Raw genomic sequence first — 17,836 nt, 5'->3', positions numbered from 1 at the left:
GCCGGTCATTGTCCGGCATCGGCGGCAGGGGCGGCCATGGGCCGAGGCCTCCTCGGGTGCGCCCGCGCACCGTACGACCGGGGTGTCCGGCAGCAGCAGGGCCGCGAGCAGAGCCGCCGCCAGGGAGGCGATGCCGCACACCAGCAGCACCAGGCTCATGCCGAGGGTGAGGGCGGTGTGCGGGGACGCCGCGAGGTGCGGCGCGTGGGTGCGTACGGCGACCCCATGGGCGGCGACGACCGACTCCCGCGCGGTGTGCGCGGCCGGGGACGGCAGCCCGGCGACATCGAGCCGGTCCCGGAAGGCGCTCGCGAGCGGACTGCCCAGCAGGGCGATGCCGATGGCGCCGCCGACCTGCCGCAGGGTCATCAGCAGCCCGGAACCGGAGCCCGCCCGGTCGGCGGGCAGCGCCCCGAGCTGCCCGTACATCGCCGGTACGACCGCGAAGCCGAAGCCGAGCCCGGTCAGCGACAGCCACAGCGCGGTGAAGCCGTAGCCGGAGTCCGCCGTCGTACGGATCCCAGCGGGGCGGCGAAGGCCAGCACCACCAGGCCCGCGGTGACCACCACACGCGGCCCGAACCGGACCACGGCCGCTTGGGCGCCCCCGGCCGCGACCGTCCGACATGTCGAGCATCGGGCGGGGCGAGCGGCGTTCGCGCAGGACCAGGCCGAGCAGCAGGACGGCGGCCGCGGCGGACATCGCGAGCACCAGAGGGTCGGCCCAGCCACGGTCGGGGGCCTCGGTGACGGCGGGGATCATGGCGCCGAGGCCGGCCGCGGTGAGCGCCGTGGAGAGCGGGTCGACCTGCGGTCCCGAAGGATCCCGGGTCCCCGGGAGCAGCAGGAGGCAGACGCCGACGCCGAGCGCGGCCATCGGGAAGTCGATCAGGAAGACCGAGCCCCACCAGAAGCGGTCGAGCAGCCGGCCGCCTTGCCGCGCTCGTCGGGGCCGGACAGGGCCGGGAGCACGGCCGGCGACAGCGGCATGATCAGGGCGGCGCCGATGCCCATGACCGCGCGGGCGGCGATCACCGCGCTCACGTCCCCGGCCCGGGCGCCGAGCACCGAGCCGGCCGGGAAAGACGCCGAGCCCGGCGATCAGCATCCGTCGCCGCCCGAACCGGCCGCCCAGCAGGCCCGCCGGGAGCATCAGCGGGGCGAGGACGACGACGTAAAAAGGCCACGGCTCGGATGAGCCGTGGCCTGAGGGGCGGGAGGGGGGCTACGCGTGCTGGTACGCCACCAGCGAGATTCCCACGTAATGCACGACGAACGCCGCGAGCGTGAAGGAGTGGAAGACCTCGTGGAAGCCGAACCAGCGCGGTGACGGGTTCGGCCGCTTGAAGCCGTAGACGACGCCGCCCGCGCTGTAGAGCAGCCCGCCGACGATCACCAGGACCAGTACGGCGATGCCGCCGGTGCGCAGGAAGTCGGGCAGGAAGAAGACGGCCGCCCAGCCCATCGCGATGTAGCAGGGCGTGTAGAGCCAGCGGGGGGCGCCCACCCAGAAGACGCGGAAGACGATCCCGGCCGCCGCCGCGGCCCAGATGCCCCACAGCAGCCACTGGCCCTTGGCGCCGGGCAGCAGCAGCATCGTGAGCGGGGTGTAGGTGCCCGCGATGATCAGGAAGATGTTGGCGTGGTCGAGCCGGCGCAGCAGGCCGTCCATCCGCGGGCCCCAGTTGCCCCGGTGGTACAGCGCGCTGACGCCGAACAGCAGGCAGGCCGTGAGGACATAGATCCCGCAGGCGATGCGGCCTCTGGTCGAGTCGGCGAGGGCGGTGAGCACAAGTCCCGCGATGAGTACGGCAGGGAACATGCCGAGGTGCAGCCAGCCGCGCAGCCTCGGCTTGATCGGTTGCGACGGGGAGAGCGCCAGGGGACCGCGGCCGCCGGCCGCAGTGTCATTGGGCGCGTCGGGGACGGACGCAGTCATGCGCCGCATGGTACCTACGCCTCCGTAAATCGGATGTGAGGGGCATGCCTTGGTCGGGTGGGCGCAAAAAGACGTTCAGCTGAAATCAAGACAGACGCAAAGAAAACGCAAACGCCGCAGGAAGCGTGGCTCACCTCACTTCGCTCACCTGTGAGACCCCCTGGACAGATGGGCGCTCCGAGCGGATGATCAAATGAGTGCAGTCGGCACCGGATGAGCGACAACGAAGCGTCCGGGTCGCAGCCCCCACGGGGCGAACAAGGACAAAATCCCTCACTTAGGAGCAACCGTGGCGCGCGACAACTCGGCTACCGGCGTTCCCACCCGCCACCAGGAACTGATCTCGTGGGTCAACGAGATCGCCGAACTGACGCAGCCGGACAACGTGGTCTGGTGTGACGGATCCGAGGCCGAGTACGAGCGCCTGTGTGAGGAGCTCGTGGCCAGGGGCACCTTCAAGAAGCTCGACCCGATCAAGCGCCCGCACTCCTACCTGGCCGCCTCCGACCCGACCGACGTGGCGCGCGTCGAGGACCGCACCTTCATCTGCTCCGAGAAGGAGGAGGACGCGGGCCCGACCAACAACTGGAAGGCCCCCGCCGAGATGCGGGAGATCTTCGCCGGCGACAAGGGCCTGTTCCGCGGCTCCATGCGCGGCCGCACCCTGTACGTCGTCCCGTTCTGCATGGGCCCGCTCGGCTCCCCGCTGTCCGCGCTCGGCGTCGAGATCACCGACTCCGCCTATGTCGCCGTCTCCATGCGCACCATGACGCGCATGGGCCAGGCCGTCCTGGACGAGCTGGGCGAGGACGGCTTCTTCGTCAAGGCCGTCCACTCCGTGGGCGCCCCGCTGGAGGCCGGCCAGGCGGACGTGCCGTGGCCGTGCAGCCAGACCAAGTTCATCTCCCACTTCCCCGAGGCGCGCGAGATCTGGTCGTACGGCTCGGGCTACGGCGGCAACGCCCTGCTCGGCAAGAAGTGCTACGCGCTGCGCATCGCCTCCGTCATGGCCCGTGACGAGGGCTGGCTCGCCGAGCACATGCTGATCCTCAAGCTCACCCCGCCGCAGGGCGAGGCCAAGTACGTGGCCGCCGCCTTCCCGAGTGCCTGCGGCAAGACCAACCTCGCCATGCTGGAGCCCACCGTCTCCGGCTGGACCGTGGAGACCATCGGCGACGACATCGCCTGGATGCGCTTCGGCGAGGATGGCCGTCTGTACGCGATCAACCCCGAGGCGGGCTTCTTCGGTGTCGCGCCCGGCACCGGCGAGCACACCAACGCCAACGCCATGAAGACCCTGTGGGGCAACTCGGTCTTCACCAACGTGGCACTCACCGACGACGGCGACGTCTGGTGGGAGGGCATGACCCAGGAGACCCCGGCCCACCTCACGGACTGGAAGGGCAACGACTGGACGCCGGACAGCGACACCCCGGCCGCTCACCCCAACGCCCGCTTCACCGTGCCCGCTTCGCAGTGCCCGATCATCGCGCCCGAGTGGGAGGACCCCAAGGGCGTGCCGATCTCGGCGATCCTCTTCGGCGGCCGCCGCGCCAGCGCGGTGCCGCTGGTGACCGAGTCCTTCGACTGGGACCACGGCGTCTTCCTCGGCGCCAACGTGGCCTCCGAGAAGACCGCCGCGGCCGAGGGCAAGGTCGGCGAGCTGCGCCGCGACCCGTTCGCCATGCTGCCGTTCTGCGGCTACAACATGGGCGACTACATGGCGCACTGGATCAACGTGGCCAAGGACAAGGACCAGTCCAAGCTGCCGAAGATCTACTACGTCAACTGGTTCCGCAAGAACGACGAGGGCAAGTTCGTCTGGCCCGGCTTCGGCGAGAACTCCCGCGTCCTGAAGTGGATCGTGGAGCGCCTGGACGGCAAGGCCGCGGGCGTCGAGACCCCGATCGGTGTGCTGCCGACCAAGGACGCGCTGGACACCGACGGCCTCGAACTGTCCGACGCCGACCTGGACTTCCTGCTCACGGTCGACAAGGAGGTCTGGCGCGAGGAGGCCGCGCTGGTGCCCGGTCACCTCGACACCTTCGGCGAGCACACCCCGAAGGAGCTGTGGGACCAGTACCGCGCGCTGGTCGAGCGCCTGGGCTGACACCCGAGAAGCTCCGCGGCCGGTCCGACTAGCCCTGACCAGCAATAGTCGTCACGAAGGCCGGCCGCGGAAACCCGCGGAGGGCCCCGCACAATGGCGTGCGGGGCCCTCGGGCGTTCCCGGGCGGAGCCGTCGCCGGTTCCTGCGCGGGGCCGCCACCGTTCCCGTGCCGAGCGGGTGGCCGACCTGCCTTTGGGCCCAAGCGGAGCTACTGCCGGCGGTCCTCCAGATACCGCGCGTGCGACTCCTGCCGCCGAGCCTCCGCGTCCCGCAGCGCCGACGCCAGCTGCTCGGCCTCCTCCTTCAACAGGCCCAGCCGGCGCTCCAGATGCCGCTCGGGAGGCTCCGTGCCGGGGGTCAGCCGGGTCCACCAGCGCGTCCGTACGAAGGCGTCCACGGCCTCCGGCACGTCCCCGCGCACCGTCCGGGACACGGCGTGCACGCCCTCCGGATCCTGGGCGAGGGCCTCGGCGACCCAGCCCGGGGCCAGCAGCGCGCCCAGCAGCTCGGTCAGTCCGGTGAGCGCGCTCGCGGCGGCCGGCGGCAGGTCGATGTCCGCGAGATACGCCTCCAGCCTCTCGAAGTCGGCCCGGATCTCCTCCAGTGGGGCCGAGGGGCTCGGGAAGTCGGGCGGCGCGGGCCGCTCCGGCGGGGCGAGCAGCGCGCCCGCGCCGTACAGCCCCGCGACCACCACCGGCCAGTACGGCCCCGCGACCCCGGTGAAGGTCAGCACCAGACCGGCCAGACCGCACCCGGCGCGGTGAGGTTCTTGCGGGACTCCAGGTAGCCGAGGACCCACTGGTAGCTACGGATCTCCTCGAAGGCGCCGTCCAGCGAGCCCTGCCGGGCGTCGAAGAGGCGGCCGCCGGTCAGATCGGCGATGTGCTGGAGCTCGGCGCGCGAGGAGTCGCCGAACAGGATCGGGAAGACCGGGGTGTCCCGCCGCGCGCCGCCGAGCCCCCGGTAGAAGCCGTCGAAGTCCTGGGCCTCGTCCCCCGCGGTGTTCTCCCCGTCGGTCATCAGCACGATCGAGGTGAACGTGTCGGCGCCGCCGCCGAGATGGTCGTGCGCCTGCTCCAGCGAGGTGTAGATCGCGGGGCCGCCGTCGGCGCTGAGCGCGTCGGTGTCCCGGCGGATGGCGGCCAGGCCCGCCTTCGGGTCCTTCGGGTCGACCACATGGGTGCGCACGCTCTTCACGGACGTGCCGAACGGCATCAGCGTCACCTCCTCCCGGTCCCGGAAGTCACCGGTGAGCACGGTCAGCGCCGCCTTCAGCGACCTGATCCGGTCGCCGTCCATCGAGCCCGAGGTGTCCAGGACGTACACCGTGCGGGAGGGGCGGCGCAGCTTGTTCCCGTACGACTCGATGAGGCCGTCGGCGACGGAACGGCTGCCGGGGAAGGGCAGTTCACGCCGTCTGCACCCTTCGGGTCCAGTCCGTCCATGGCCCAGGACCCCGAGCAGCACCGCGAGGACGATTCCCGCGATTCCCTTCACGCGGGCGAGCGTCCTCCCGGAACCCCACGTTCCCGGGCGCGGCCGGTGAACGCCGGGTGACGGGTCGGACCCGGCACTGCAACGCGCGAGCTGGGGCACCCGGTCCGCGCGTCGCTGCGGGTGCGCGCGGACCGGGGCCGATCAGGGGGGCCGGGGAATCAGCCGGTGGCGGTGAGTTCCGCCGGGTCGGCGGCCAGCGCGGCCGTGTGGGCGTCCATCCGCTCGGCGGCCAGAATCGCCACCGCGGTGTCCGCGCGGGAGGCGGCGACCACCAGGGCACGCCCGGCCAGGGCGTGGGCGCGGCGGTGCAGGGCCACCGGGTCCCCGGGGGTGGCACCCGGCGTCGCCCGCAGCGGCTTGCCACCGCGCAGTCGGCACACCTGCGCGACCAGCCGGTCCGCGGCCGCGTCCAGATCGGCCGAGGGGGCCTGCGCGCGCAGTTCGTCGGTGACCGCGAGCAGCGCCGACAGATGCCCGGCGAGCTGGATGTCCAGCTCCTCCTCGCGCGACCGGTGCGGGAAGTCGGAGGTGCCGGCCATCGTGCTGTGGACCGACTTGGTGCGGATCGGTTCGTACATAGGACGGCCTCCTGTGCTCTGACAGGAAACCATCCTAGCTTGGATTTCGTCTAAAGTTGAGTCGGGTCACAGATTGAAGCCCGTCGACTACGGACCGCCGCACTGTCTACGGCTGCCCGTACCCGTCCAGGAAGGTCCCGATCCGGGTCACCGCGTCCTTGAGATCCCCGACGCTCGGCAGGGTGACCACACGGAAGTGGTCCGGCTCGGGCCAGTTGAAGCCGGTGCCCTGCACCACCATGATCTTCTCCTGGCGCAGCAGATCGAGGACCATCTGCCGGTCGTCCCGGATCTTGAACACCTGCGGGTCGAGCCGCGGGAAGAGGTACAGCGCGCCCCTCGGCCGTACACAGCTCACGCCCGGGATCTGCGTCAGCAGCTCGTACGCCGTGTCCATCTGCTCCTTCAGCCGGCCGCCCGGCAGCACCAGGTCCTGGATCGTCTGGCGTCCGCTCAGTGCGGCGACCACACCGTGCTGCCCCGGCATATTGGCGCACAGCCGCATGTTCGCCAGGATCGTCAGGCCCTCGATATAGGAGTCGGCGTGGGCGCGCGGGCCGGAGATCGACATCCAGCCCACCCGGTACCCGGCCACCCGGTACGCCTTCGACATGCCGTTGAAGGTCAGCGTCAGCAGATCGGGGGCGATCTTGGCGGTCGGGGTGTGCGTGGCGCCGTCGTAGAGGATCTTGTCGTAGATCTCGTCGGAGCAGACCAGCAGATTGTGCCGGCGGGCGATGTCCGTCAGCCCCTTGAGCATGGCCTCGTCGTAGACCGCGCCCGTGGGGTTGTTCGGGTTGATGATGACGATCGCCTTGGTGCGGTCGCTGACCTTGCGCTCGATGTCGGCGAGGTCGGGCATCCAGTCGGACTGCTCGTCGCAGCGGTAGTGCACCGGAGTGCCGCCGGACAGGGAGACCGCGGCCGTCCACAGCGGGTAGTCCGGCGCCGGTACGAGGACCTCGTCGCCGTCGTCCAGCAGACCCTGCATCGCCATCACGATCAGCTCGGAGACGCCGTTGCCGATGAAGACGTGCTCGACGTCCGTGTCGATGCCGAGGGTCTGGTTGTGCATGACGACCGCGCGCCGGGCGGCCAGCAGCCCCTTGGCGTCGCCGTACCCATGGGCCGTGGAGACATTGCGGAGGATGTCCTCCAGGATCTCCGGCGGACACTCGAAGCCGAACGCCGCGGGATTGCCCGTATTGAGCTTGAGGATGCGGTGTCCCGCCGCCTCCAGCCGCATGGCCTCCTCGAGAACCGGGCCCCGGATCTCGTAACAGACGTTGGCGAGCTTGGTCGACTGGATCACCTGCATACGCGCGAGCTTAGGGCGCCGTGGTCGTTCATGGGTGGTGTTTTCCACCACGCGAGACGGGGTTTTGCCCCGGATTGCCCCTACGGCCGCCGGGGCAGCTCCAGGTCTCCCTAGAATCCACTGTCGTGTCCAGCGAACGTGAGTACGAGTCGGAGGCGCCCGGCGCGGGGGCGGCGTCCCCCTTGTCCTCCTTCCCGCCACCCGTGTACCACCCGCGGCCGGGCCCCGCTCCGGCGTACGAGGAGTAGGCCGATCCCGCCGCCGCGCACGGCTGGCAGAACGCGTACGACGAGACGCGGGAGCTGCCTCCGATCACCGAGTCCGGGCCGGAAGGGCCGGTGGGGCCGGTGGGGTTGAAGGGGTCTGGGGGTCCAAGGGGTGCTGGGGCTCCGAGGGAACTCAGGGGAGCGGGGATGGCGGGGGCGGCGGGCGTCGGCGCGCCCGTCGGCTGCGGTCCGGCCGCTCCCGGTCCTTCCGGCCCCGGGGTGCACGGTGCCGGTGTCGGCGCCGACCCGTCCCCGGCCCTCGGGCCGGGCCGGGCCGAGCGCCGTCGCCGGGAGCAGCGGCGCCGGGACGGCCGGCGGTGGCTCGCGGCCGTCGCCGGGGCGCTCGGAGTCGCGGGGGCGGTCGCGCTGATCGCCGGGGTGACGGGTTCGGGTTCCCCGGCCGAGTCCCGGCACAAGGGGAGCGGCCGCGCCGACGCCACGGCGAGCGCGGACACGGACGACACGGGGGCCGCGGCCTCGGCGGCTCCCTCGGTGACCGATCCGGCGCCCGACTCGGCGCCCGCGAAATCCCCTGCGCCCGCGTCCGCCGCCGCCCCGGCGTCCTCCGATCCGACTGGTCCGACGTCCTCCGCCCCGGCCGCGCCCCCGGTCGCCGCCGCCAAGGCCGGCAGCCCCCGCCCGGCGCCCACCACCGCCTTCGCCCCGCCGCCCACGACGGCCGGCGCGCCACCCCCGGCGCCGACGGCCGGCACGCCCACCCCGTACTTCCCCTCCGGCGGCAGGGGGCACGGCCACGGCCGGCATCCGCGCTGACCCGTCCTCAAGTCAGCAGGGAATCAGAAGAGTTGATCACAGGCGTCGCACAGGGAAACCCCTACGACCTGACCCGCCTTCTTGTTCCCGTCCCCTCGCTGCGCCGAGAATGCGCATGACAACACAGCGGGCGACCGGAAATCCCTCCGGTCGCCGCCGTCGTAAGAGGGGACCCCCACATGAACAAGCCTCTCCTCGCCGCGCTGTCCGCCCTGGCCCTGGCCGGGCTGGGCGCGGCTCCCGCGGTCGCCGCCCCACTCACCGCGGCCCCCGCCGCGCACGCCGACTCCCCGGCGCCCAAGGCGAAGCCGGCCGCCGTCACCGTCAACTTCGCCGGCACCGTCTCGCTCAGCGACTGCTCCGGCTCGGTGATCCGCTTCCCCAACTCCGCCGACAGCGACCCGGCGTTGGTGCTGTCCAACGGCCACTGCCTGGAGACCGGCTTCCCCGACCCCGGTGAGGTCATCACCGGCCAGTCCTCCAGCCGCACCTTCGGCCTGCTGAACGCGAGCGGCAGCAAGATAGCCACCCTGCGCGCCAACCAGGTCGTCTACTCCACGATGACCGACACGGACGTCACGATCTACCGCCTCAACACCACCTACGCGCAGATCAAGAGCTCCTACGGCATCAGCCCGCTCACCCTCAGCGACACCCACCCGACCGCGGGCACCGCCATCAAGGTCGTCTCCGGGTACTGGAAGAAGACCTACAGCTGCAACATCGACGGCTTCGTCAACCAGCTGAAGGAGGGCGACTGGACCTGGAAGGACTCCATCCGCTACACCTCCAGCTGCAACACCATCGGCGGCACCTCCGGCTCCCCGGTCATCGACACCAGCACCGGCAAGGTCGTCGCCGTCAACAACACGGGCAACGAGGACGGGGAGCGCTGCACCGTCAACAACCCGTGCGAGGTGGACGCGAACGGCAACGTCACCGTCCACCAGGGCACCAACTACGCCGAGGAGACGTACGGGATCCCGGCCTGCTTCACCACCGGCAACAAGCTGAACCTGAGCGCGGCCGGTTGCACCCTGCCCAAGCCGTAAGGCACGGAGGCACGGCGCTCACCCCGGCAACGGCGTCGGCGTCGGCGTTGGCGTCCGGCGGACGGACCGGCCCGCGAGCACGTCCGTCCGCCTGCCGTCCTCGATGACGAAGCGACCGTCGACGAGGACGTACGGGATGCCCGTCGGCGGCGTCCGGGGCGCCTCGAACGTGGCGCCGGGCGCGACCGTCCCCGGGTCGAACAGCACCAGATCCGCCCGGTACCCCTCGCGCACCAGGCCCCGGTCCGGCAATCGCAGCCGGGCCGCGGGCCGCGCGGTGAGACGGGCGACGCACTCCTCCAGCGACAGCACGCCCAACTCCCGTACGTAGTGCCCGAGATAGCGCGGAAAGGTGCCGTACGCCCGCGGGTGCGGCTTGGCGCCGCGCAGGATGCCGTCGGAGCCCCCGGTGTGGGCGCGGTGGCGCATCAGGGCGCGCACATTGTCCTCGTGGCCGACGTGCTGGAGGACGGTCGTACCGAGCCGGTCCTCGATCAGCAGCCGCCGGGCGACCTCCCACGGCGACCGGGCCCCCTCCGCCGCCAACTCCCGTACGGTACGACCCGTATACGCGCCGAGCGCCGGGTCGGCCACCCCGGAGACCTCGACCGTCTCCCACGCCACCGGCACACCGTGGCAGCCGTCCGAGCCGGTCACCTCCAGCTCCCGCCGGATCCGCTCGGCCGTCGCCGGGTCCGCCAGCCGGGCCAGCACCGCCGCCGGGCCGCCCTCGCTCGCCCAGCTCGGCAGCAGCGCGGCCAGGGTGGTGCAGCCGGGCGTGTAGGGGTACGTGTCGAACGTGATGTCCGCGCCCGCCTCCAGAGCGCGGTCGAGCAGGGCCGTCAGCTCACCGGCGCGCCCCTCGTTCACCCCGAAGTTCATGGTGGCGTGCGCCAGATGCAGCGGGCAGTCCGCCGCCCGGGCCAGCGCCACCATCTCGGCGTAGGCGTCCAGCGCGCCGGCGCCGTAGGACCGGTGATGGGGGCAGTAGTAGCCGCCGTACGACGCCACCACCCGGCACAGCTCGCCCAGTTCGGCGTCGTCGGCGTACATCCCCGGGGTGTAGGTGAGCCCGGAGGACAGCCCGACGGCCCCCTGTGCCAGCCCTTGCGCCACCAACTTCCGCATACGGCGCAGCTCTTCGGCACTCGCGGGCCGGTCCTCCCACCCCATGACGAGCGCCCGGACCGTGCCCTGCGGGATCAGATAGGCGGCGTTCACGGCGATCCCGCGCCCCTCGAACCCCCGGTCGAGGCGGTCGAGGTACTCCCCGACCGTGCGCCAGTCGAAGTCGATGTCCTCGCCGTACCCGTTCCACCCCGCGATCGCCCGGCGCACCTGGGCCAGCGTCCGCTCGTCCACCGGCGCGTACGACAGCCCGTCCTGCCCGATCACCTCCAGGGTGACCCCCTGCGCGGCCTTCGCGCTGTGGTCGGGGTCGCGGAGCAGCGCGAGGTCGGAGTGGGCGTGCATGTCGATGAACCCGGGGGAGAGGACCAGCCCCTCGGCGTCCAACTCCCGTGTGGTCCGCGGCCGTTGGCAACCCGCCGCCGCGGCCTCCTTGACGATGGAGACGATCCGACCGCCGTCGACGACCACATCGGCCCGGTACGACGGCTCGCCGCTGCCGTCGACCACCTCGGCGTCCCGCACGACCAGGTCTTCCATACCGGCCTCCCGACCGCTCCAGAAGCTGTCCCGCTCCGGCTGTCCCGCTCCGGCTTCCCGCCTTGCTTCGGCGCCCTAGAAGTAGGTGCGGATGTAGTCGACCACCGTGCCGTCCGCCTCCGCCACCGGGATGAGCTGCCACTTCTCGAAGACCGTGCACGGATGGGACAGCCCGAAGCCGATCCAGTCGCCCACCCGGAGATCCGCGTCGGCACCGGTACGCAGCCACAGATGCTGGTCGGACAGCGCGGTCACCTCGATACCGGCCGCCGGCCGCTCGGCACCGTCCCGGCGCACCACCCGCGCCACCGGCAGATCGAGGTCGTACGAGACATCCCGCTTCCCCGCGTTCACGAACGCCTCCGTCGCCGAGGGCCGCGAGACCACCTGCGCCCACAGCCGGAACGCGGGCTCCAGCGCGCCCTCCTCGGGCACCCGGTTGAACGGGGTCAGCTCGCGGTAGTGCACATCGTCGTGCGAGACGTACGCACCGGAGCGCAGCAGCTTGAGCACCGGGCGGGACAGCGCGGGAATCTCGGCGAAGACCTCGGCGACGACATCGAACCACTCGCTGCCACCGGCGCTGACGACGATCTCCTCGGCGCCCTCGAACAGCCCGTCCCGGTCGAACCCGGCCGCGAGCGCGACGAGTTGATCCAGCCAGGCCCGCACCCGCCGCGGATCGGCGTCCGGCACCTGGGCCTCGTACCCCGCCACCCCGACGAGCCGCAGCGCCCGCGCCCGCCCCACCGCCTCGGCGACCGCCCGCGCGTCCGCCGCCGTACGGACACCGGTACGGGCCTGTTCGCCCGCGCCCAGCTCCACGACCACGTCCACCGGCCGGACGGCCCCCGCGAGCGCCGCGTCCATCAGCTCCACACCGCGCACCGAGTCCACGTAGCAGACGAAGCGGAAACCGGGGTCCGCGGCGAGCTCACCGGCGAGCCAGCGCAGCGCGGAGGCGTCGACCAGCTCATTGGCGAGAAAGATCCGCTGAACGCCGAACTCCCGTGCGACGTGCACCTGATGGGGCACGGCCAGGGTGATCCCCCACGCGCCGTGCTCGATCTGGCGCCGGAACAACTGCGGAGCCATGGAGGTCTTGCCGTGCGGTGCGAACGCCAGGCCGTGCCGGGTGGTGTACGCCTCCATGAGCGCGAGGTTGTGCGCGAGGCGCTCGGCGGACAGGACGAGCAGGGGAGTGGTGAATCCGCCGTCCGCGTCGAACAGATTGCGCCGCTGGGCGGCCAGCTCCCCGACAAGGAGACCGCGGGCGCCCGGCGGGAGGCCCTTGAAGCGGTGGTCGACCCGTTCCTCGGCCAGCCGGTCGAGCGCTTCGGTGTCCATGGGAGCCCTTCTTCGTCCGGCGCACGCCTTTGCCGTTGCATTCTGTGCAACGTTCATTGCATGCAGTGCTCACTGCTGTCTAGCATCTCGCCGACAACGGGTCAACGGAGTGAAACCGCCGACGCTTGGGGGTTACGGGAGTGGACATCGTCGCGCTGGGCGAATCCATGGTCACCCTCATCCCCACCCACCCCGGCCCCCTGTCCGACGTGCCCACCTTCTCCCGCGCCATCGGCGGCGCGGAGTCCAACGTGGCCTGCGCGATGGCGGCGCTCGGCCACTCGGCCCGCTGGGTGAGCCGGGTGGGCACGGACGGATTCGGGCAGTGCGTGACGGCGGGCGTCGCGGAGTACGGGGTGGACGTCTCGACGGTACGACGCGATCCCTTCCGCCCGACCGGCGTCTACTTCCGCACGGCCGCGGACCGGGACTCGGGGGCGCACGAGGTGGCGTACTACCGGGCGGGATCGGCCGCGTCGGCGATGTCCCCGGCGAACGTGGACATGCACGCGGTACGGGACTGCCGGATCCTGCATCTGTCGGGGATCACCGCGGCCCTGTCGGCGGACTGCCACGCCCTCCTCCACCGACTGACGGCCCCGGCCGCCGACCGCCCCCTGATCTCCTTCGACATCAACTACCGCCCGGCCCTGTGGCGGGGAAAAGACGCCGCCCGAACCCTGCTGGAGCTGGCCCGCCGGGCGGACATCGTCTTCGTGGGCGAGGACGAGGCGGCACAGGTGTGGGGGGTGACGGGGGGACCGGCGGCGGTCAGGCGGCTGCTGCGGGAGCCGGGCGTGCTGGTGGTGAAACAGGGGGCGAGGGGAGCCACGGCCTTCCGCCGACAAGCACAGGGCACCGACGAGCCGACCGCCACCGTGAACGCCCTACCAGAGGGCACTTTCGAGCCCAGCCCCACCGTCACCGCCGTATCGGCCACCGGCGCCGGAGACTCCTTCGCCGCCGGCTACCTCTCCGCCACCCTCCGCGCCCTCCCCCCGCGCCAACGCCTCCGCCACGGCCACCTCCTCGCCGCCGCCACCCTCACCACCCCCGCCGACCTCGCCCCACCCCCCGCCCGCGCCCACGCCGACCACCTCGCGACCCTGGACGACGCCGCATGGGGAAGACTGCGACTCGCCCCCGGCTGGACGCAGACTGCGCGGGCCACCGAGGAGGCCAACACCCCATGAGTCAGACCGTCGACCGCGCCCTGAGCATCCTGCCGCTGCTCGCCGAGGGCCCCGCCGACCTCGGCCGGGTCGCCGACCGCCTCGGCGTCCACAAGTCCACCGCCCTGCGCCTCCTGCGCACCCTGCACGAACACGGCCTGGTCTACCGCCAGTCCGACCACCGCTACCGCCTCGGCGCCCGCCTCTTCGCCCTCGCCCAGGAGGCGATGGAGAACCTGGACGTCCGCGAGATCGCCCACCCCCACCTCGTACGGCTGAACGAGCAGTGCGGCCACACCGTCCACCTCGCCGTGTACGACGACCCCGAGGTCCTCTACATCGACAAGGTCGACAGCCGCTACCCGGTGCGCATGTACTCCCGCATCGGCAGGCCGGTCGCCCTCACCGTGGCCGCCGTCGCGAAGCTCCTCCTCGCCGACCTCCCCGAACCCGAACGCCGCGTCGTCGCGGAGAAGCTCGACTACCCCTCGTACACCTCCCGTTCGACCCCGAACGCCGACGCCTACCTCCAGGAACTGGCCAAGGTCCGCGAACAGGGCTGGGCCACCGACCTCGGCGGCCACGAGGAGTCCATCAACTGCGTCGCCGCCCCCATCCGCGGCGCCGAGGGCCGGGTGGCCGCCGCGATGTCGGTGTCCGCCCCGAACGTGGTCGTCACGGCCGACGAACTCCTCGCACTCCTCCCACTGGTCCGCCGCACGGCGGACGCGATCAGCGCGGAGTACTCCGGTAGAACACCGGTGACGGAACACCCGTAACACCTGTACCGCTCGTAACCTCCATAAAGGACCGGCCCGATGGAAAAGATCGCCCTGACCCCGAAGACCCACACCACCCCGCCCGCGAAGTTCTCGCACGGGGTGCGCAAGGGCAACATCCTCCAGGTCGCAGGCCAGGTCGGCTTCCTGCCCGCCGAGGAGGGCAAGCCCCCGACCCCGGTCGGCCCCACCCTGCGCGAGCAGACGCTCCAGACCCTCGACAACGTCAGGTCGATCCTGGAGGAGGGCGGCGCCGGCTGGGACGACGTGATGATGCTCCGCGTCTACCTCACGGACGTGGACCACTTCGCCGAGATGAACGACCTCTACAACGCCTACTTCGAGGCCCAGGCCCTCACCCAGCCGCCCGCCGCCCGTACGACGGTCTACGTCGGCCTTCCGCCCGGTCTGCTGATCGAGATCGACGCGCTCGCCGTGCTCGATTCCCCTGGAGCGGCGTAAGTTGCCGGCGCGACGCGCGGGCTGACTGGTTCCGGCACAGGGAAGTCGTCCATACTGCCGCCGTGGAGCAGCGCATAGGATCAGGCAGCAATCCGTTGAACACCGAAGCGTTGAAGGCGGAAGCGGTGAAGGCCGAGCCCGTGGCGGGCGCCGGCTTCGACCCGGCCTTCATCCCGGGCATCACGGCCCCGGCGACGCCCTTGGCGAAGCAGGAGGAGCCGGGAGAGCCGAAGGATCCGGAGGCCGAGGCGCCGGACGAGTCCGCCGAGCCGAAGGCCACCGAGGAGGCCGAGGAAGGCGACACGGACGAGGACGAGCCCGCGGCACCCGCCGACGGCCCGGTCTTCGAGGCCGCCGACCGCCGCGCCCGGATAGTGGCCGACCACAAGGGCGTCCGCCTCAGCCTGGACGAGGAGGCCTGCGAGTTCCAGTGGGCCGAGATCGCCGCGGTGGAGTCGGAGTCCCCCCGCTTCGGCAAGCGCTACACCATCACGGTGCACACCCCGGACCGCCGCTGGTACCCGATCGAGATCGAGGCCGCCTCCCGCTCCCGCTTCAAGGAATGGGACGACCAGCTGGACGCGGTCCTGGACGCCTACTTCGAAGACGGCGACTGACCGACCCCTCGCACTCCACGAGCCGGCTCCCCGCGAGCCGGCTCCAGCCCCGGGGTGCACCGGAGGGTGGGCACCGGAGGGCGGTCAGACCCCCCGAGAACTTCTGATAAAGTTTGGTTCGCCGCAAGGGAAACGCGAGAGCGAGAACCGGAAGGCACCGAGGAAATCGGATCGGAAAGATCTGATAGAGTCGGAAACACCGAAGGGAAGCCCGGAGGAAAGCCCGAGAGGGTGAGTACAAAGGAAGCGACCGTTCCTTGAGAACTCAACAGCGTGCCAAAAGTCAACGCCAGATATGTTGATACCCCGTCTCCGGTCATCACGACCGGGACGTGGTTCCTTTGAAATAAACACAGCGAGGACGCTGTGAACGGTCGGACTATTCCTCCGACCGTTCCGCTCTTCAGTTTGTGCACCGGATTACCGGTAAACATTCACGGAGAGTTTGATCCTGGCTCAGGACGAACGCTGGCGGCGTGCTTAACACATGCAAGTCGAACGATGAAGCCCTTCGGGGTGGATTAGTGGCGAACGGGTGAGTAACACGTGGGCAATCTGCCCTGCACTCTGGGACAAGCCCTGGAAACGGGGTCTAATACCGGATATGACCATCTTGGGCATCCTTGATGGTGTAAAGCTCCGGCGGTGCAGGATGAGCCCGCGGCCTATCAGCTTGTTGGTGAGGTAATGGCTCACCAAGGCGACGACGGGTAGCCGGCCTGAGAGGGCGACCGGCCACACTGGGACTGAGACACGGCCCAGACTCCTACGGGAGGCAGCAGTGGGGAATATTGCACAATGGGCGAAAGCCTGATGCAGCGACGCCGCGTGAGGGATGACGGCCTTCGGGTTGTAAACCTCTTTCAGCAGGGAAGAAGCGAAAGTGACGGTACCTGCAGAAGAAGCGCCGGCTAACTACGTGCCAGCAGCCGCGGTAATACGTAGGGCGCAAGCGTTGTCCGGAATTATTGGGCGTAAAGAGCTCGTAGGCGGCTTGTCACGTCGATTGTGAAAGCTCGGGGCTTAACCCCGAGTCTGCAGTCGATACGGGCTAGCTAGAGTGTGGTAGGGGAGATCGGAATTCCTGGTGTAGCGGTGAAATGCGCAGATATCAGGAGGAACACCGGTGGCGAAGGCGGATCTCTGGGCCATTACTGACGCTGAGGAGCGAAAGCGTGGGGAGCGAACAGGATTAGATACCCTGGTAGTCCACGCCGTAAACGGTGGGAACTAGGTGTTGGCGACATTCCACGTCGTCGGTGCCGCAGCTAACGCATTAAGTTCCCCGCCTGGGGAGTACGGCCGCAAGGCTAAAACTCAAAGGAATTGACGGGGGCCCGCACAAGCGGCGGAGCATGTGGCTTAATTCGACGCAACGCGAAGAACCTTACCAAGGCTTGACATACACCGGAAAGCATTAGAGATAGTGCCCCCCTTGTGGTCGGTGTACAGGTGGTGCATGGCTGTCGTCAGCTCGTGTCGTGAGATGTTGGGTTAAGTCCCGCAACGAGCGCAACCCTTGTCCCGTGTTGCCAGCAGGCCCTTGTGGTGCTGGGGACTCACGGGAGACCGCCGGGGTCAACTCGGAGGAAGGTGGGGACGACGTCAAGTCATCATGCCCCTTATGTCTTGGGCTGCACACGTGCTACAATGGCCGGTACAATGAGCTGCGATACCGTGAGGTGGAGCGAATCTCAAAAAGCCGGTCTCAGTTCGGATTGGGGTCTGCAACTCGACCCCATGAAGTCGGAGTCGCTAGTAATCGCAGATCAGCATTGCTGCGGTGAATACGTTCCCGGGCCTTGTACACACCGCCCGTCACGTCACGAAAGTCGGTAACACCCGAAGCCGGTGGCCCAACCCCTTGTGGGAGGGAGCTGTCGAAGGTGGGACCAGCGATTGGGACGAAGTCGTAACAAGGTAGCCGTACCGGAAGGTGCGGCTGGATCACCTCCTTTCTAAGGAGCACTTCTTACCGGGCTCTGCTCGGTCAGAGGCCAGTACATCAGCGAATGTCTGATGCTGGTTGCTCATGGGTGGAACGTTGACTACTCGGCCGGATTATTCGGGTCGGGGGCTTGCCAGTACTGCTCTTCGGAGCGTGGAACACATGATCCCCGGACGGATTCTGGCCGGGCACGCTGTTGGGTGTCTGAGGGAATGATCTGATCTTCTCCTCAGTCGCCGGCCCCAGTGCACTCACCAGTTTGGCTGGTGGGGTGATGGGTGGCTGGTCGTTGTTTGAGAACTGCACAGTG

Annotated in this window: 13 protein-coding genes, 1 rRNA gene and 3 pseudogenes; 9 read left to right on the top strand and 8 right to left on the bottom strand. The window is 70.1% G+C overall.

Features of this window, described 5'->3' with window-relative positions:
- Positions 1 to 5: 5 nt before the first annotated feature.
- A pseudogene (locus tag HEP81_RS14935) lies at positions 6 to 1,176 on the bottom strand (MFS transporter); the annotation flags it as partial.
- 48 nt (positions 1,177 to 1,224) lie between these two features.
- The gene (trhA, locus tag HEP81_RS14930) at positions 1,225 to 1,938 is read right to left on the bottom strand and encodes a PAQR family membrane homeostasis protein TrhA (protein ID WP_037662880.1); all 714 of its coding nucleotides are present in this window, start codon (positions 1,936 to 1,938) and stop codon (positions 1,225 to 1,227) included.
- A 289-nt stretch (positions 1,939 to 2,227) separates the two neighbouring features.
- On the opposite strand from trhA, the gene HEP81_RS14925 reads away from it, so the two are divergent.
- The gene (locus HEP81_RS14925) at positions 2,228 to 4,048 is read left to right on the top strand and encodes a phosphoenolpyruvate carboxykinase (GTP) (protein ID WP_037662858.1); all 1,821 of its coding nucleotides are present in this window, start codon (positions 2,228 to 2,230) and stop codon (positions 4,046 to 4,048) included.
- Positions 4,049 to 4,256: 208 nt separating this feature from the next.
- On the opposite strand, the pseudogene HEP81_RS14920 reads toward HEP81_RS14925, so the two are convergent.
- The 4 genes and pseudogenes from HEP81_RS14920 to HEP81_RS14905 form a co-directional block, all read right to left on the bottom strand.
- Positions 4,257 to 4,861: pseudogene (locus tag HEP81_RS14920) on the bottom strand (hypothetical protein).
- A pseudogene (locus HEP81_RS14915) lies at positions 4,847 to 5,482 on the bottom strand (vWA domain-containing protein); the annotation flags it as partial. The pseudogenes HEP81_RS14920 and HEP81_RS14915, both read right to left, overlap by 15 nt.
- Positions 5,483 to 5,703: 221 nt before the next feature.
- On the bottom strand, positions 5,704 to 6,123 hold the full coding sequence (locus tag HEP81_RS14910; protein WP_037662862.1) for an SCO4983 family protein: 420 nt from the start codon (positions 6,121 to 6,123) through the stop codon (positions 5,704 to 5,706).
- Positions 6,124 to 6,229: 106 nt separating this feature from the next.
- Positions 6,230 to 7,441 carry a pyridoxal phosphate-dependent aminotransferase gene (locus tag HEP81_RS14905; RefSeq protein WP_037662864.1) on the bottom strand — a complete coding sequence of 404 codons (1,212 nt, stop codon included), beginning with the start codon at positions 7,439 to 7,441 and terminating at the stop codon, positions 6,230 to 6,232.
- A 125-nt stretch (positions 7,442 to 7,566) separates the two neighbouring features.
- On the opposite strand from HEP81_RS14905, the gene HEP81_RS42150 reads away from it, so the two are divergent.
- The 3 genes from HEP81_RS42150 to HEP81_RS14895 all read left to right on the top strand — a co-directional run bounded on the left by HEP81_RS42150 (position 7,567) and on the right by HEP81_RS14895 (position 9,533).
- On the top strand, positions 7,567 to 7,689 hold the full coding sequence (locus HEP81_RS42150) for a hypothetical protein (RefSeq protein WP_259332389.1): 123 nt from the start codon (positions 7,567 to 7,569) through the stop codon (positions 7,687 to 7,689).
- Positions 7,690 to 7,854: 165 nt separating this feature from the next.
- The gene (locus HEP81_RS14900; protein WP_037662866.1) at positions 7,855 to 8,481 is read left to right on the top strand and encodes a hypothetical protein; all 627 of its coding nucleotides are present in this window, start codon (positions 7,855 to 7,857) and stop codon (positions 8,479 to 8,481) included.
- A 179-nt stretch (positions 8,482 to 8,660) separates the two neighbouring features.
- Positions 8,661 to 9,533, top strand: a complete 873-nt coding sequence (locus tag HEP81_RS14895) for a S1 family peptidase (protein ID WP_037662869.1) — start codon at positions 8,661 to 8,663, stop codon at positions 9,531 to 9,533.
- A gap of 18 nt (positions 9,534 to 9,551) precedes the next feature.
- Here HEP81_RS14895 and HEP81_RS14890 read toward each other — a convergent pair whose 3' ends face one another.
- On the bottom strand, positions 9,552 to 11,201 hold the full coding sequence (locus HEP81_RS14890; protein ID WP_037662871.1) for an N-acyl-D-amino-acid deacylase family protein: 1,650 nt from the start codon (positions 11,199 to 11,201) through the stop codon (positions 9,552 to 9,554).
- 75 nt (positions 11,202 to 11,276) lie between these two features.
- A complete protein-coding gene (locus HEP81_RS14885; RefSeq protein ID WP_037662873.1) occupies positions 11,277 to 12,548 on the bottom strand; it encodes an alanine racemase in 1,272 nt (423 codons plus the stop codon).
- 167 nt (positions 12,549 to 12,715) lie between these two features.
- Between HEP81_RS14885 and HEP81_RS14880 the strand changes: the two genes are divergently transcribed.
- The 5 genes from HEP81_RS14880 to HEP81_RS14860 all read left to right on the top strand — a co-directional run bounded on the left by HEP81_RS14880 (position 12,716) and on the right by HEP81_RS14860 (position 17,536).
- The gene (locus tag HEP81_RS14880; protein WP_220512217.1) at positions 12,716 to 13,741 is read left to right on the top strand and encodes a sugar kinase; all 1,026 of its coding nucleotides are present in this window, start codon (positions 12,716 to 12,718) and stop codon (positions 13,739 to 13,741) included.
- Positions 13,738 to 14,499, top strand: coding sequence for an IclR family transcriptional regulator (locus HEP81_RS14875; protein WP_037664707.1), 762 nt, complete (start codon positions 13,738 to 13,740; stop codon positions 14,497 to 14,499). The genes HEP81_RS14880 and HEP81_RS14875 overlap by 4 nt, the downstream gene beginning before the upstream one ends.
- Positions 14,500 to 14,538: 39 nt before the next feature.
- On the top strand, positions 14,539 to 14,961 hold the full coding sequence (locus HEP81_RS14870) for a RidA family protein (protein ID WP_037664705.1): 423 nt from the start codon (positions 14,539 to 14,541) through the stop codon (positions 14,959 to 14,961).
- Between the two features lie 62 nt (positions 14,962 to 15,023).
- Entirely contained in the window at positions 15,024 to 15,578 is a 555-nt protein-coding gene (locus tag HEP81_RS14865) for a hypothetical protein (protein WP_310739358.1), read from the top strand.
- A gap of 433 nt (positions 15,579 to 16,011) precedes the next feature.
- Positions 16,012 to 17,536 (top strand): 16S ribosomal RNA (locus tag HEP81_RS14860).
- Positions 17,537 to 17,836 lie beyond the last annotated feature (300 nt).

Origin of the sequence: Streptomyces griseofuscus (assembly GCF_014673495.1) — a bacterium.
GTDB lineage: Bacteria > Actinomycetota > Actinomycetes > Streptomycetales > Streptomycetaceae > Streptomyces > Streptomyces murinus.
This window is presented reverse-complemented; position numbering and strand designations above follow the sequence as displayed.

Coding starts and splice junctions, on each gene's coding strand:
- HEP81_RS14895 (WP_037662869.1), top strand. CDS start 8,661: ATGAACAAGCCTCTCCTCGCCGCGCTGTCCGCCCTGGCCCTGGCCGGG.
- HEP81_RS14870 (WP_037664705.1), top strand. CDS start 14,539: ATGGAAAAGATCGCCCTGACCCCGAAGACCCACACCACCCCGCCCGCG.
- HEP81_RS14910 (WP_037662862.1), bottom strand. CDS start 6,123: ATGTACGAACCGATCCGCACCAAGTCGGTCCACAGCACGATGGCCGGC.
- HEP81_RS14885 (WP_037662873.1), bottom strand. CDS start 12,548: ATGGACACCGAAGCGCTCGACCGGCTGGCCGAGGAACGGGTCGACCAC.
- HEP81_RS14905 (WP_037662864.1), bottom strand. CDS start 7,441: ATGCAGGTGATCCAGTCGACCAAGCTCGCCAACGTCTGTTACGAGATC.
- HEP81_RS14875 (WP_037664707.1), top strand. CDS start 13,738: ATGAGTCAGACCGTCGACCGCGCCCTGAGCATCCTGCCGCTGCTCGCC.
- HEP81_RS14890 (WP_037662871.1), bottom strand. CDS start 11,201: ATGGAAGACCTGGTCGTGCGGGACGCCGAGGTGGTCGACGGCAGCGGC.
- HEP81_RS14900 (WP_037662866.1), top strand. CDS start 7,855: ATGGCGGGGGCGGCGGGCGTCGGCGCGCCCGTCGGCTGCGGTCCGGCC.
- trhA (WP_037662880.1), bottom strand. CDS start 1,938: ATGACTGCGTCCGTCCCCGACGCGCCCAATGACACTGCGGCCGGCGGC.
- HEP81_RS14880 (WP_220512217.1), top strand. CDS start 12,716: ATGGTCACCCTCATCCCCACCCACCCCGGCCCCCTGTCCGACGTGCCC.